We start from the raw sequence: 13761 nt of genomic DNA on the forward strand, positions 1-13761 counted from the left end.
AATCCCAATGCCCAACTACCGTCGCGCATTCGTCCCTGGCGGCTGCTGGTTCTTTACCGTCAATTTGCTGAACCGGCGGCAAACCCTGCTCGTGGACCACATCGCCGCCCTACGCGAAGCGATCGCAACGACGCGCCAGAACTATTCATTCGCGATCGACGCATTTGTTGTTCTACCGGATCATCTGCATGCGATCTGGACTCTGCCGCCCGGCGATTCTGATTTTTCCACGCGCTGGCGACTGATCAAGAGCCGCTTTGCAAAAGCACTTCCAAAACGGGAGGCGCTCAGCGCCGCTCGTGTCGCTCGCGGCGAACGTGGAATCTGGCAGCGTCGGTTCTGGGAGCATCTGATCCGCGATGAGGTCGATTACGCGCGTCACGTCGAGTATTGCTACGTCAACCCATTAAAGCATCGGCTCGTCACCCGAGTACGCGAGTGGCCGCACTCTTCCTTTCACCGCGACGTGCGCGCGGGCTTGTTCCCCGAAGACTGGGGAGGCGACAGCGCAATGAGCGGTGATTTCGGCGAACGACAATGATCCCAGGATAATGGCGGATTACGCCTTCGGCTAATCCACCCTACACGGGAATCACAAGAATCGTAGGGCGGATTAGCCGAAGGCGTAATCCGCCGCTCCCTCCAACCACGTGAATGCCAATGCCGAGCACCGCCCTCAGCCCGGTCCCTTCTCTCTCCGGTACCGAAAATCGCAGTGGCTGGCACCCTGCATGATGGTCTGCGTGCGCGTCAGCTTGATGTCGCCGCCAAATCCGTCGGCGGTTGCGAAGTCGGCGGTGCAGACCAGCAGGAAGCCGAGCTCGGGTTCACCCAGTTCCTTGTAGAACTCGGCATAGCGGCATCGCGTTACGTCGAACTCAAAGGCATCCTGCGATTGCGCGATCACCTTGTATTCGAGCGCATCGTCGCGGGCATAGGTCGCGAACGCCGACGCCACGGACGTTCCGACGCTGGTCTCGTTCTTTGCCCGCCAGAATGTCTCGCCGTGGCCGCGGTAGACGTCGCCGAGCGCCTTGCGCACCAATGCGTTGGCGCGCGCTTCGCCGAGTTCGGCTTGCAGCGCCTTCACCAGCGGAACCAGCACCTGCGCCTGGATCTTGGCTTGCTCAATCACGGAAACGCTCATCCGAGCTCTCCCTCGTGTCGATAGTCTTCAAGTATAGCGTCCACGATCGCGACACCCAAGAACAGCCCCGGCGCGGCCGGAAGGGCGACGAAGAGGAAGACGTCAGCCATGCAAGAACTGCCTGTCGGGCAAATCACTCGAAAACCTGTCGAGTCCTCCGCGCAAAAATAATTCTGTTTTTCAGAAATGCAAATTGGTGTAATGATCCGCCCGTCTCACCCGGATGAGGGGCGCTTCGCGGTCGTCACGAGTGTTGGGTTGAGATGCGGTGGACGCTGCGGCACACGAGGCGAACGTGCCGGGGCGGACGGCGAAGTCGTGTGGTTCTGACGCCCCGATGCAGGTGTTAAGTTCGCGAGCAGCACACACTGCTCGCTGATGACGGTGACAACAAGCTGGTCTCACCGGGAAGAGCACGAGATAAGCCGTAAACCATCGCGCAGGGAAAGCCGGGTTGTTTCCGGTTACACCTGTGGTCCTACCCCCGGTGCTTTTTGTTGCACCGGGCCCATGGGTGCGATCGGCACCCGGCTTTCCCTGCGCCCTCTGTTCTCAGCGAGGGCCAACGACGATGCAAACCTCGGGCAAAACATGTCGCGAGAACACCACCGCACATCCTCACGCTGTTTGAAATGAACTCCATCCGCGTCATTGCGAGCCATCGGGCGCGCATTCGCGCGGCCCGGTGGCTCGCAATGACGCCTAAAAAAACAAAACTACTCCGGCGCAGCGCCCACCGGGGGCCCACCGGGCGGCCGATGCAGGAACGTGATCGTTGCATAGGCGCCGACCCACGAGCCGATGGCGGCGAAGGCGACGTACAACCAGTTTTCGGTGTAGCTGATCACGGCAAAGGACGAGAGCAGGTACCAGATACTGCTCCAGGTCGCCGCCGGCACGCGCTTGCGTGCGACTACGGCCGCGGTGAACATGACATAGACCGCGTCCGTTGCGGCGGTGGCCGCAAGAACGGCTCCCGCGGTGAGGGGATCGATGGCAGCCATTGCAACTCCTGTTCCGCTCAGGCAGAGCTTTCGGACACCAAGCATGACATGATTGGAAATACCGGGCATCGCTTTTCCGTCATCATGCTCGGGCAGAATAAAAACGACCGGGAGAGGAACGTGCATGCAGGGCGTCAGTGAAATCCTTGCTGATATCTGGACCTCGGTTGGCGGCGCGCCGTCCGCGCTTGATGCCGTGGCGCTGACTGGCGCGGAGCCGCAACTGCCATCGTCGTTTCGCGTCGCCGTAGCGGCGCAAGCCTCGATCGCCGCGTCCGGCCTCGCCGCGGCGGAAATCTGGCGGGTGCGCAGCGGCGAGCCGCAAGAGGTCGCGGTCGGCATGCGCCACGCCGTCATCGAGTGCCGGAGCGAACGCTATTTGCGGGTCGACGACAAGCCGCCGCCCCCCGCCTGGGACAAGATCGCAGGCGTGTATCGGACTCGCGATCGACGTTTCGTTCGCCTGCACACCAACTTCCCGCATCATCGCGACGCCGTCTGCGCAGTCCTCAACTGCAGGGCGGAGCGCGACGACGTGCAGGCCGCGTTGATGCAATGGGACGGCGAGGCGTTCGAGACAGCAGCCTATGCGAGCGGCGGAGTCGTGGCGCTGATGCGCTCGTATGATGAATGGTCGGCGACGCCGCATGCCAAGGAGCTGGCGAAGTTGCCGCTGATCTCGATCGACAAGATCGGCGAGGCCCCGCCGAGACCCTGGCCCGCCGGAGACCGGCCACTCGCGGGATTGCGCGTGCTCGACCTGTCGCGCGTGATCGCCGGTCCCGTTGCGGGCCGCACGCTCGCAGTCCACGGCGCCGACGTGCTCCTGATCTCAGGCCCCGATCTCCCCGCGATCCCCTGGCTCACCATCGACACCGGTCGCGGCAAGCGGACCAGCTTGATCGAGCTCAAGAGCGAGCAGGGCCAGAGCGTGTTGCGCGGTCTGTTGGCTCAGGCTGACATCTTTTCCCAGGGCTATCGGCCGCGCGCGATCGCGGGTCTCGGTTTCTCGCCGGAGGAGGCGGCCCGTATTAGTCCGGGGATCGTCTACGTGACGCTCTCGGCCTATGGTCATGCCGGTCCGTGGGCGGAGCGCCGCGGCTTCGACTCCCTTGTGCAGACTGCGACCGGCTTCAATCATGCCGAAGGGCAGGCGGCCGGCGTCGACGGTCCGAAGGAATTGCCCGCGCAGATGCTCGACCATGCCACCGGCTACTTGATGGCGTTCGGCGCCATGATGGCGAAGCTGCGGCAGGCGCGCGAGGGCGGCAGTTGGCATGTCCGCGTCTCGCTCGCGCAGACCGGGCGCTGGCTGTGGAATCTCGGCCGAATGGTCGATGGGTTGAGCACCGAGGATCTGAAGGCGGATGCGCTGATGCCTGTCATCGAGGAGGTCCCGTCGGGCTTTGGCCGGCTGCGCGCGGTCAGGCACGCGGCCGTGCTGTCAAAGACCCCGGCCTTCTGGGCAAGGCCGGCGATGCCGCTCGGAACCCATCCCCCGCAATGGCCCGGATAAGACGTTCAGCCGCTGTTCAGGCTCGCCAAACTTTAACCTAAGGGCCAGCCGAATAGCGATTTTTTGGTTGTTTGAGACGCCAATTCAGCACTATTAGCGCACCGCTGGGGCAGTCCCTCCGGAAACCGCCACGGATAGACCCCGGACCGTATGTTCAAAGAGTTTACCAAACGAATGCAGAGCCTTACCCGCAGGAAATTCGCGGTAGGCATCGCATTGCTGGCGCTGGCCGGTGCCGGCGTCTACGGCTTCACGCATCTGAGTGCGGCCAAGCAGACCCATTCGGAGGTGTCCAGCCAGTCGCGCAAAGGATTATCGCGCTACACCCCGACGGCGGCCGAATGGGCCAGCCTGAGCCTTCAGCCGGTGACCGAGCGTGCCTTCCGCGCCGAACTGGTTACCGAAGGCAAGATCGGCATCGATGAGGATCGGGCGACGCCGGTGTTTTCGCCCTATACCGGCCGCGTCACGCGCCTCCTGGTGCGGCCGGGCGACAAGGTGGAGAAGGGGCAGGCGCTGTTCGTGATCGAGGCCGCCGACACCGTGCAGGCGCAAAACGATTACATTGCGGCGATGACCGGCCTGAACAAGGCGCAGTCGGCGCTCGAGCTTGCGCAAATCCAGGAGAAGCGCGCCAAGGACCTTTCCGAAGGCAAGGCGATCCCGCTAAAGGACTATCAGCAGGCATCCGCAACACTGATCCAGGCGCAGAACGACGCGCGCTCTGCGCAGACGCTGCTGGAAGCCGCGCAGAACAAGTTGCGCATCCTCGGCTTCGGCGATGACGACGTCGCGACGCTCCGACAGAAGGGGCGCCTCAATCCGGAAACGACGGTGTTCGCGCCGATCGGTGGCACCGTGGTCCAACGCAAGGCCGGGCCCGGCCAGTATGTCTCGACCGGCGCCAGCGATCCGGTCTATGTCATCGGCGATCTCTCGACCGTCTGGCTGATCGCCTATGTCCGCGAGTCCGATGCAGCCAATGTCGCGGTCGGGCAGGAGGTCAGCTTCAGCGTGATGGCGCTGCCCGGCAAGGTGCTGCCCGCGCGGATCAACTATGTCGCCGCCGCGATCGATCCCGCCACGCGCCGCCTCCAGGTCCGCGCCACCATCGACAACAAGGATTATCGGCTGAAGCCGGAGATGTTCACAAATGTCACGCTGTATTCGCCGAGCGATCACGCGGCGGTCGGCGTGCCGAAGCAGGCGCTGATCTACGAAGGCGACCAAGTTCGCGTCTGGGTCGCCCGCGACGACAAGACGATCGAGCTGCGCGTGATCAAGCCCGGCCTTACCAATGGCGATCTCGTCGAGGTCGTCGGCAATCTGAAGCCGGGCGAGCAGATCGTGACAAAGGGAAGCCTCTTCATCGACCGCGCTGCATCCGGCACCTAGAGCATGATCCGGAAAAGTGGAAAGCGGTTTTCCGAAGAGATCATGCTCGATCAAACAAGCCCCGTCAGCCTGAAAGCTCCGATCTGAAATGGATCGTCTCGTCGCCTTTGCCGTCAATCGGCGCTATTTGATGGTGGCCATGTTCGTCGCCGTCATCATCGGCGGCATGATCGCTTTCAGGCATCTCAACATCGAGGCCTATCCCGACCCGACGCCGCCGATGGTCGACATCGTGACGCAAAGCCCTGGCCTCTCGGCGGAGGAGATCGAGCGCTACATCACGATCCCGATCGAGACCCAGGTCGCCGGCATCAAGAACCTCCGGACCATCCGCACCATTTCGCTGTACGGTCTGTCCGACGTGAAGCTGCAGTTCTCCTTCGACTACACCTACGACGAGGCGCTGCAGCAGGTGTTGAACCGCCTGTCGCAGCTCGCGCCGCTGCCGGGCAACGTGCAGCCGGGCATCTCGCCGCTCAGCCCGATCGGCGAAATCTTCCGCTACCGCCTCAAGGGTCCGCCGAACTACAGCGTGCTCGACCTCAAGACGCTGCAGGACTGGGTGCTGCAGCGGCGCTTCCGCGCGGTGCCCGGCGTGATCGACGTCACCGGCTGGGGCGGCAAGACAAAGACCTACGAGCTGCAGGTCGACTTCAACAAGCTGGTGGCCAACGGACTGACGCTGCCCCAGGTGCTGCAGGCGGTTTCCAACGCCAACATCAATGTGGGCGGCAACACCGTGAATATCGGCGCGCAGTCCGCCGTGGTGCGCGGTGTCGGTCTGATCCGTTCGATCGAGGACCTCAACAACACCATGGTGTCGCAGTCCGGTGGCAATCCGGTGCTGGTCAAGGACATCGCCACCGTCACCGTCGGCGAGAAGCCGCGGCTCGGCATTGCCGGTATCGACGACGACGACGACATCGTGCAAGGCATCGTGCTGATGCGCCGCGGCGAGCAGAGCTCGCCAACCATCGCGCGGGTCGAGCAACTCGTGAACTCGATCAACAACTCCTCGATCCTGCCGCCGGGGGTCAAGATCGAGCGTATCTACGACCGCAAGGACCTGATCGACCTCACCACCCACACCGTGCTGCACAACATGGTGGTCGGCATCCTCCTGATCGTGCTGCTGCAGTGGATCTTCCTCGGCGACCTCCGCAGCGCGCTGATCGTCGGCGCGACCATTCCCTTCGCGCTGTTCTTCGCCGTGATCATCCTGGTGCTGCGCGGCGAATCCGCCAACCTGCTGTCGGTCGGCGCGATCGACTTCGGCCTGATCGTCGATGCCACCGTGATCATGGTGGAGGCGATCTTCCGACGGCTGTCGGAGACCACGGCGCTGTCCGAGGCGGAGCAGAGCCACATCTCCGAGGACACGATGATGGGGATCAAGAGCCACGCGATCCTGTCCGCGGCGGCCGACGTCTCGCGCTCGATCTTCTTTGCCGCCGCGATCATCATCGCCGCGTTCCTGCCGCTGTTCACGCTGAGCGGCGTCGAGGGCAACATCTTCGGGCCGATGGCGCGCACCTATGCCTATGCGCTCGCCGGCGGCCTGCTCGCGACATTCACGGTCACGCCTGCGTTGAGCGCGATCATCCTGCCGGCCCATATCCAGGAGACCGAGACCTGGATCGTGAAACAACTCTACAAGGTCTACCTGCCGATTCTGAGCTGGGGGATGGCGAACCGCAAGCTTGTGATGGCCGGTGCCGCCGGCCTCGTGGTCATGACCGTGATCTCCGTGCGTTTTCTCGGCCTCGAATTCCTGCCCAAGCTGGAAGAGGGTAATCTCTGGATCCGCGCAACGCTGCCGCCGACGATCTCGCTGCAGGAAGGCAATGCCTATGTCAACGAGATGCGGCGGATCATCCGAAGCCGACCCGAAGTGGTGTCGGTGGTGTCGCAGCAGGGCCGTCCCGATGACGGCACCGACGCCGCCGGGCTGTTCAATGCCGAGTTTTTTGCGCCGCTGAAGCCGGCCAGCGAATGGCCCGGTACCCATGACAAGGACGAGCTGACTGCGCAATTGCTGGCACAATTGCAGGACAAGTTCCCCGGCGTTGAATTCAACTTCTCCCAATATCTGCAAGACAACGTCTCGGAGGCGGTATCGGGCGTCAAGGGCGAGAATTCGATCAAGCTCTACGGCAGCGACCTGCAGGCGCTGACGGATACGGCCAACAAGATCAAGTCCGTGCTGTCATCGGTGCAAGGCGTAACCGACCTCGCGGTGTTCACCTCGCTCGGCCAGCCGACCATCCAGATCGACATCGACCGTGCGCGGGCGGCGCGTTACGGCCTGTCGCCAGGCGACATCAACGCCACCATCAAGGTCGCGGTCGGCGGCGACAGCGCCGGCGACCTCTATGAGCCCGGCAGCGACCGGCATTTCCCCATCATCGTTCGCCTCGCGCCCGAGTACCGCAAGAGTGCCGAAGCAATCCACAACCTGCGGATCGGGGTCGCCGGCGCCAACGGCATCACGCAGATTCCCTTGAGCGAGGTTGCCTCGATCAAGCTGATCTCGGGTGCAGCCTATATCTACCGCGAGCAGCAGGAGCGCTATCTGCCGATCAAGTTCTCGGTGCGCGAGCGCGATCTCGGCAGCGCGATCCAGGAGGCACAGCAGAAGGTCGCGGAGCAGGTGCCGCTGCCGCCCGGCTCGCGCGTCGAGTGGGTCGGCGAATTCGGCAACCTGCAGGACGCGATCAAGCGGTTGTCGATCGTGGTGCCGATCAGCCTCGCGCTGATCGCGGTGCTGCTGTTCCTCAATTTCGGTTCGATGGTCGACACGCTGCTCGCCATGAGCGTGATCCCCATGGCGATCTTCGGCGGCGTGCTTGGGCTTCTGATCTCGGGCATTCCCTTCAGCGTATCGGCGGCGATCGGCTTCATCGCGCTGTTCGGCATCGCGGTGATGGACGGCATCATCATCCTGTCGCAGTTCAACCAGCTGATCGACGAGGGTTATGAACGGATGCGGGCGGTGATCCGCACCGGCGAACTGCAGCTTCGTCCGGTGCTGATGACCTGCGTCGTCGCCGGCGTCGGATTGCTGCCGGCGGCGATATCGGAAGGCATCGGCTCGCAGGTGCAGAAGCCGCTCGCCATCGTTGTCGTCACCGGCATGATGCTGGCGCCGCTGGTGATCCTGATCACGCTGCCGGTGCTGATCTCCTATTTCTCGCGCCGGCCGCGCGAGCGCTAGTCAATTAGCTGAAGCCATAGAGCCGTGCGGGGTTGTCGACCAGGATCACCTTGCGGACCGCGGCATCCGGCGCCCAGACGGCAAGCTGGTTGAGGAGGCGGCCGTCGTCGATCTGGAACAACGGCGTCACGTCGCTGGCCTTCTTGCCGGGTGGCGTCACCGAATCCGGATGCGGCCAGTCGGTGCCCCAGACGATGCGCTCGGCGTTCGCCGCGATCAGCGCCCTGGCAAGCGGCGCGGCGTCGGGATAGTCGGGGGCGAGCTTGGAGGCGCGGTAGGCGCCGGAGATCTTGACATAGGCCTTGCCGGATTTCACCAGCGCGAGCAGATCCGCAAACCCCGGCTGATCGACGCCGAGCGCCGCCTCGGCGCCGCCGAAATGGTCGAACACGACGGGGATCGGGGAGGCTGCGACAAGCTCCTTGATCGCGGAGATCATCGGGAGGCTGGTGAAGAGCTGGACATGCCAGCCGCGTGCCTTCATCCGCTCGACCGCAGCCGAGAAGCGTTGCCGGCCGACGTTGGGATCGTTGATGCCGCCGGTCGCGAGGTTAAGGCGGATGCCGCGGAAACCGGCCTTGTGCATCGTGTCGAGGTCGCTTTCGCTGGTCTTGTCATCGATCACCGCCACCCCGCGCGCCGTCGCGCCGCGGGCCGTCATGCCGTACAGTGTCGAGGAATTGTCCGGACCGTAGACGCTCGGCGTCACGATCACCACGCGCTCGATATGGAGCGCCTTGTGGAGAGCGGACATCTCCTCCGGCGAGGCCAGTTCCGGCGTGTAGACGCGGCCGGCGAAGAACGGGAATTTCTGGGGATCGCCATGGATATGGGTGTGACAGTCGCACGCGCCGGCCGGCACGTCGAAATTGACCGCCGTCGAGGGCTGCGCGGCCTTTGCGAATGTGGTGTTGCTGTTCATGGTTACTCCCGCGGCGATGGAGGCAAGCATCATACTGCGTCGCGTCAGCATTGAACGTCTCCCTGCATGTGCTGTTATTTATGCGCCTTGTCGGCGCCTCCGGCGTTGTTCGTCGCCGGCGGGCGGGAGGTTATCGGGGGACGGCGCGGGCGGGAAGGGCCAGCCGTTCGCGGCGGATCCGGTTCGTCGTCGGTGCCTATCGTCCGGACGGCGTCCGCAGCCCGTGCCAGGCATCGCGCACCTGCTGGTAATGGACCTCGGGCAGGTAGTCCGGCGTATTCAGGTTGAGCGTCTTGACGTCAAGGCGTCCGATGGCGCTGAGCAGCGTGTAGGAGGCGACCACCCGGTCGCGCTGCGCACCGATCAGCCGCGCCTTGGCGAGGATCAAGTCCTGCTGCGAGTTCAGCACGTCGACCGTAGTGCGCTGGCCGCCGGAGGCTTCCTTCTGCACTCCCTGCAGCGCCACGGTTGCCGCACGGACCTCGGACTCGGAGGCCGCGACCGCGATCTTGGCGCCCTCATTGGCGACCCACGCGCTGACCGCCGCGGTCTTGGCCTGGTTGCGGACCTGATCGAGCACGAGGCGGCTTTGCGCCGCGACCTCCTTGGCCTGCCTGGTCTGCGACGCTGCGCTCCCGCCGTCATAGATCGGTTGCGTGACCTGGCCGATCACCGAGGCTTGATCGGTCGCGAACGTGCTCAGCGTCGGGTCGGAGTCGCGGTTGCGACTGACGCTGCCCTGCACCGACACGCTCGGCATCAGGCTGCTTTCGGCGACGCGGATCGAGGTCGAGGCGACGTCGACATCGAAGCCTGCGGCCATCACGGCCGGATGCTCGCGGAATGCGAATGCGATCGCATCCTCGCGGCTGCGCGGCAGCAGCCGGTCAACGGTCTCGGGGGCGCGGAGCTGCGATGGCGGATTGCCGATCACCTGCGCATAACTGGCCTGGCTGATCGCGAGGTTGACCTCCGCGGCATTGAGATCCGCGAGGCCGCGATTGAGCCGGGCCTCGGCCTGCGCGGTGTCGGTCGGGGTGACGTCGCCGGCATTGAGGCGACGTTGCGTGATCGCCTGGGTTTCCTTCAGGAAGGCGACATTGGCACGCTGTGCCTCCACCAGCGTCTGGTTGGCCAGTACGTTCATGTAAGCGGTGACCGCATCGAGCAACACGCTTTGGCCAACATTACGCAACGCCTCGCGGCCGGATTGCACCTGCAACTCGGCCACACGCACGCTGTTGGCGGTCTTGAAGCCGTTAAACAGGGTCTGTGTCACCGTCAGGCCGATCTGCCAGGGCTTCAAGGTCGCGGTTTGGATGACATTGCCGGGCAATTGGTCGCGGACCGCCTGCAGGCCGGCCGAGAGACTCGCGGCGACCTGCGGCCGGTAGCCTGCCAGCGCCTGCGGCACATTCTCGTCGGTCGCGCGCTGACGTGCCCGTTCGGCATTGAGCTGCGGATTGGTCTGATAGGCCTTGGCCAGCGCGTCCGGAAGGTTCTCCGCGCGGACCTCGAACGCGGCCAGAGGCACACATGCCACCGCGACAAGGCAGATGCCCGACAAAAGCACGCGCCTTCCAACGTTGCCTACCCTCGCGGCACGCTCAACCATGTGATCCCGCAGACCAAACTCCGGCAGTCCACCCCCGCCGACGCCTTCGACACATCTACCTGTTTAGGGGGCCGTGCCGCCACAAGCAAACCGCCGCGCGACATCTGCACATTATTTCAGTTCTTGTCTGTTGCCGGTTCGTCACAGGCGATCATGAACGCCGCTTGAAGTATAAATTCAGGTCACCGGCCGCCGATTCCAGCGCCGGTTATCCACACCTGCCGGTCCATCGCCGATGCCGAAGATTTTCTCCGATCCCAGGGCGCTCGCGGAAGACATCATCCGTAACGTCGGGAGCGATCTCGTGGTCGGGTTGCCGCTCGGCTTGGGCAAGGCCAATCACGTCATCAACGCGCTCTATGCGCGGGCCGCTGCCGACCGCTCCATCAACCTCACATTGCTGTCCGCGCTGACGCTGGAGAAGCCGAAGCCGAAGAACCTGCTGGAGCGGCGCTTCATAAGCCCGGTCATCGATCGCCTGTTTGGCGATTATCCCGATCTCGCTTATACGGACGCGCTGCGGGCCGAAGCCTTGCCGCCCAACATCAAGGTGATCGAGTTCTTCTTTTTGGCGGGACGATGGTTGCACTCCCCGTCCGCGCAACAGCATTACATCTCGGCCAACTATACTCACGCGGTGTCTTACCTGCTGTCGCGCGGGCTCAATGTCGTGACCCAGCTCGTTGCCAAGCGCGTGACCGATGGCGTAACGCGCTACAGCCTGAGCTGCAACACCGACACGACACTTGAGGTCCTACGCGCGCGCAGCGAGGGGCGCGCATCGTTTAGTCTGATCGCCCAGGTCAATTCCGAGCTGCCCTTTATGCCGGGGGCCGGCGATCTTCCGGCGGATGAATTTGCCGCCGTACTCGACAGCCCCGACACCGATTTTCCGCTGTTTGCGCCGCCCTCCGAGCCGATCAGCGACACCAAATACGCAATCGGGCTGCACGCCGCGGGGCTGGTGCGCGACGGCGGCACGCTGCAGATCGGTATCGGCCAGATCGGTGACGCGCTGGCGCAGGGACTCATCCTGCGTCATCGTGACAACGCGCAGTTTCGCGACATCGTGAAGCGGCTTTCGCCCGGGACCACTCAACTCGCCTCGGTGGAAACTGCACCGTTCGAGAAAGGCCTCTACGGCGTCAGCGAAATGCTGTTCGAGGCATTTCTCGGCCTGATCGATGCCGGTATCCTCAAGCGCGAGGTCGACGGTGCGATCCTGCACGGTGCGTTCTTCCTTGGTCCGAAGTCGTTCTATCGCGCGCTGCGAGAGATGCCGCCCGAGCAACTCGCGCGGATCCAGATGATGCCGGTGTCCTTCACCAATGAAATCTTCGCTGACGCAGATGCCAAGCGCCGCGGTCGCGTCGACGCTCGTTTCGTCAACAATGCGATGATGGCGACGCTGTTGGGAGCTGCGATATCGGACGGTCTCGAGAACGGCCAGGTCGTGAGCGGCGTCGGCGGCCAATACAATTTTGTGGCGCAGGCATTCGCGCTTCAAGATGCGCGCTCGGTGCTCGCGTTGGAAGCAATCCACGCGGCCGGCAGAGCCGCGCGTTCGAACATCCGATGGAGCTATGGTCACGAAACCATTCCGCGGCACCTGCGCGATGTCTTCGTCACCGAATATGGTGTGGCCGACGTGCGCGGGAAATCCGACGCCGACGTCATCGCGGCGATGCTGCAGGTCTCGGATTCCCGCTTCCAAGACGAATTGATGGGGCAGGCCAAGGAGGCCGGGAAGCTGCCTCGGACTTTCGAGATTCCAGCCGCCCACCGCGAAAACTATCCCGAGCGCATCCGCGATGCGCTCGGGCCGGCGCGCGAGGCGGGGCTGTTGCCGTCATTTCCGTTCGGCAGTGATTTCACCGAGGTCGAGCAGCGACTGATTCCAGCCCTGCAATTGTTGCGGGAGGCGCAGCGCGCGCCGCTGCAACTTCCCGGTCTGCTGTGGCAGGGAATGACCCATCCGCCCGATGCCGCCGACCGCGAATGCCTGGCGCGCCTCGGTCTCGACAAGCCCACGTTCGTCGCCGAGCGCGTCTATCGCGCGCTCGTTAGCGCAGCGCTGGCGCGCAGCCGAGCCGTGCGTTAGCGGTTCTTGTTGACCGGCTTGCGCTTCTCAATGAAGGCGGCCATGCCCTCGGCGCGATCTTCCAGCGCGAAGGTCGAGTGGAACAGGTTGCGCTCGACATTCATGCCTTCCGACAGCGGCGTCTCGAAGGCGCGGTTGATCGCCTCCTTGGCCATTGCCGCGGCCGGACGCGACATCGAGGCGATCTTCTCGGCCACGGCGAGGGCCTCTTCCATCAGCCTGTCGGCGGGAACGATGCGGGACACGAGGCCCGAGCGTTCAGCTTCGGCGGCGTCCATCGTGCGACCGGTGAGGCACAGATCCATCGCCTTGGATTTGCCGATCGCCCGCGTCAAGCGTTGCGTGCCGCCGATCCCCGGAATGGTTCCAAGCGTAATCTCCGGCTGACCGAACTTGGCGGTGTCGGCGGCGATGATGATGTCGCACATCATCGCGAGTTCGCAACCGCCGCCGAGCGCATAGCCTGCGACCGCTGCGATTGTCGGCTTGCGGCACTTGGCGATCCGGTCGCCGCCGATCGACGCGAAGTCGCTGTTGAACATGTCGATGAAGCCCTTGGGCTGCATCTCCTTGATGTCGGCGCCGGCCGCAAAGGCCTTCTCGCTTCCGGTGATCAGCAGGCAGCCGATCTGGTCGTCGGCATCGAGATCATCGACCGCGGCGGCGATCTCGCGGAACACGCCGAACGACAACGCGTTCAGCATTTTCGGCCGGTTGAGCGTGATGAGGCCGACCGGTCCCTTGCTTTCGACAATGATGAATTCGAACGTAGCCATTGACGCACACCCCGTGCCTGATTTGGCGGGCAATGTGCCCGCTGGCGGGATGGGCTTCAAGTGGCCGAAAG

Annotated in this window: 10 protein-coding genes; 5 read left to right on the top strand and 5 right to left on the bottom strand. The window is 63.9% G+C overall.

The window, feature by feature from the left end:
* Nucleotides 1–7 precede the first annotated feature (7 nt).
* On the top strand, nucleotides 8–541 hold the full coding sequence (locus tag JQ553_RS15660) for an REP-associated tyrosine transposase (protein ID WP_212500853.1): 534 nt from the start codon (nucleotides 8–10) through the stop codon (nucleotides 539–541).
* Between the two features lie 135 nt (nucleotides 542–676).
* Here JQ553_RS15660 and JQ553_RS15665 read toward each other — a convergent pair whose 3' ends face one another.
* Entirely contained in the window at nucleotides 677–1147 is a 471-nt protein-coding gene (locus JQ553_RS15665; protein ID WP_212500854.1) for an L-2-amino-thiazoline-4-carboxylic acid hydrolase, read from the bottom strand.
* Nucleotides 1148–1863: 716 nt separating this feature from the next.
* Nucleotides 1864–2151: a hypothetical protein gene (locus JQ553_RS15670; RefSeq protein ID WP_212500855.1), complete on the bottom strand. Its 288-nt coding sequence runs from the start codon at nucleotides 2149–2151 to the stop codon at nucleotides 1864–1866.
* Nucleotides 2152–2275: 124 nt separating this feature from the next.
* On the opposite strand from JQ553_RS15670, the gene JQ553_RS15675 reads away from it, so the two are divergent.
* From JQ553_RS15675 to JQ553_RS15685, 3 genes are all read left to right on the top strand, one after another.
* Nucleotides 2276–3667, top strand: coding sequence for a CoA transferase (locus tag JQ553_RS15675; protein ID WP_212500856.1), 1392 nt, complete (start codon nucleotides 2276–2278; stop codon nucleotides 3665–3667).
* Between the two features lie 150 nt (nucleotides 3668–3817).
* On the top strand, nucleotides 3818–5062 hold the full coding sequence (locus tag JQ553_RS15680; RefSeq protein ID WP_212500857.1) for an efflux RND transporter periplasmic adaptor subunit: 1245 nt from the start codon (nucleotides 3818–3820) through the stop codon (nucleotides 5060–5062).
* A gap of 88 nt (nucleotides 5063–5150) precedes the next feature.
* Nucleotides 5151–8276 carry an efflux RND transporter permease subunit gene (locus tag JQ553_RS15685; RefSeq protein ID WP_212500858.1) on the top strand — a complete coding sequence of 1042 codons (3126 nt, stop codon included), beginning with the start codon at nucleotides 5151–5153 and terminating at the stop codon, nucleotides 8274–8276.
* 4 nt (nucleotides 8277–8280) lie between these two features.
* Here the strand turns inward: JQ553_RS15685 and JQ553_RS15690 are convergent, their stop codons facing one another.
* Together JQ553_RS15690 and JQ553_RS15695 are read right to left on the bottom strand one after the other, a co-directional pair.
* On the bottom strand, nucleotides 8281–9249 hold the full coding sequence (locus tag JQ553_RS15690) for an amidohydrolase family protein (protein ID WP_212500859.1): 969 nt from the start codon (nucleotides 9247–9249) through the stop codon (nucleotides 8281–8283).
* A gap of 145 nt (nucleotides 9250–9394) precedes the next feature.
* Nucleotides 9395–10813 carry a TolC family outer membrane protein gene (locus tag JQ553_RS15695; RefSeq protein ID WP_212500860.1) on the bottom strand — a complete coding sequence of 473 codons (1419 nt, stop codon included), beginning with the start codon at nucleotides 10811–10813 and terminating at the stop codon, nucleotides 9395–9397.
* Between the two features lie 235 nt (nucleotides 10814–11048).
* On the opposite strand from JQ553_RS15695, the gene JQ553_RS15700 reads away from it, so the two are divergent.
* Nucleotides 11049–12914 (top strand): acetyl-CoA hydrolase/transferase C-terminal domain-containing protein, encoded by a 1866-nt coding sequence (locus JQ553_RS15700; protein ID WP_212500861.1) that lies wholly within the window; start codon nucleotides 11049–11051, stop codon nucleotides 12912–12914.
* Here JQ553_RS15700 and JQ553_RS15705 read toward each other — a convergent pair.
* Nucleotides 12911–13690: an enoyl-CoA hydratase gene (locus JQ553_RS15705; protein WP_212500862.1), complete on the bottom strand. Its 780-nt coding sequence runs from the start codon at nucleotides 13688–13690 to the stop codon at nucleotides 12911–12913. The genes JQ553_RS15700 and JQ553_RS15705 overlap by 4 nt on opposite strands.
* Nucleotides 13691–13761: the final 71 nt, after the last annotated feature.

The sequence above is a fragment of the Bradyrhizobium lablabi genome (assembly GCF_018131005.1).
Classification (GTDB): Bacteria; Pseudomonadota; Alphaproteobacteria; order Rhizobiales; family Xanthobacteraceae; genus Bradyrhizobium; species Bradyrhizobium lablabi_D.

Bases quoted from the DNA above. Each gene is read 5' to 3' on its own strand.
- JQ553_RS15665 (WP_212500854.1), bottom strand. From the start codon at position 1,147: ATGAGCGTTTCCGTGATTGAGCAAGCCAAGATCCAGGCGCAGGTGCTG.
- JQ553_RS15700 (WP_212500861.1), top strand. From the start codon at position 11,049: ATGCCGAAGATTTTCTCCGATCCCAGGGCGCTCGCGGAAGACATCATC.
- JQ553_RS15685 (WP_212500858.1), top strand. From the start codon at position 5,151: ATGGATCGTCTCGTCGCCTTTGCCGTCAATCGGCGCTATTTGATGGTG.
- JQ553_RS15675 (WP_212500856.1), top strand. From the start codon at position 2,276: ATGCAGGGCGTCAGTGAAATCCTTGCTGATATCTGGACCTCGGTTGGC.
- JQ553_RS15670 (WP_212500855.1), bottom strand. From the start codon at position 2,151: ATGGCTGCCATCGATCCCCTCACCGCGGGAGCCGTTCTTGCGGCCACC.
- JQ553_RS15705 (WP_212500862.1), bottom strand. From the start codon at position 13,690: ATGGCTACGTTCGAATTCATCATTGTCGAAAGCAAGGGACCGGTCGGC.
- JQ553_RS15690 (WP_212500859.1), bottom strand. From the start codon at position 9,249: ATGCTGACGCGACGCAGTATGATGCTTGCCTCCATCGCCGCGGGAGTA.
- JQ553_RS15680 (WP_212500857.1), top strand. From the start codon at position 3,818: ATGTTCAAAGAGTTTACCAAACGAATGCAGAGCCTTACCCGCAGGAAA.
- JQ553_RS15695 (WP_212500860.1), bottom strand. From the start codon at position 10,813: ATGGTTGAGCGTGCCGCGAGGGTAGGCAACGTTGGAAGGCGCGTGCTT.
- JQ553_RS15660 (WP_212500853.1), top strand. From the start codon at position 8: ATGCCCAACTACCGTCGCGCATTCGTCCCTGGCGGCTGCTGGTTCTTT.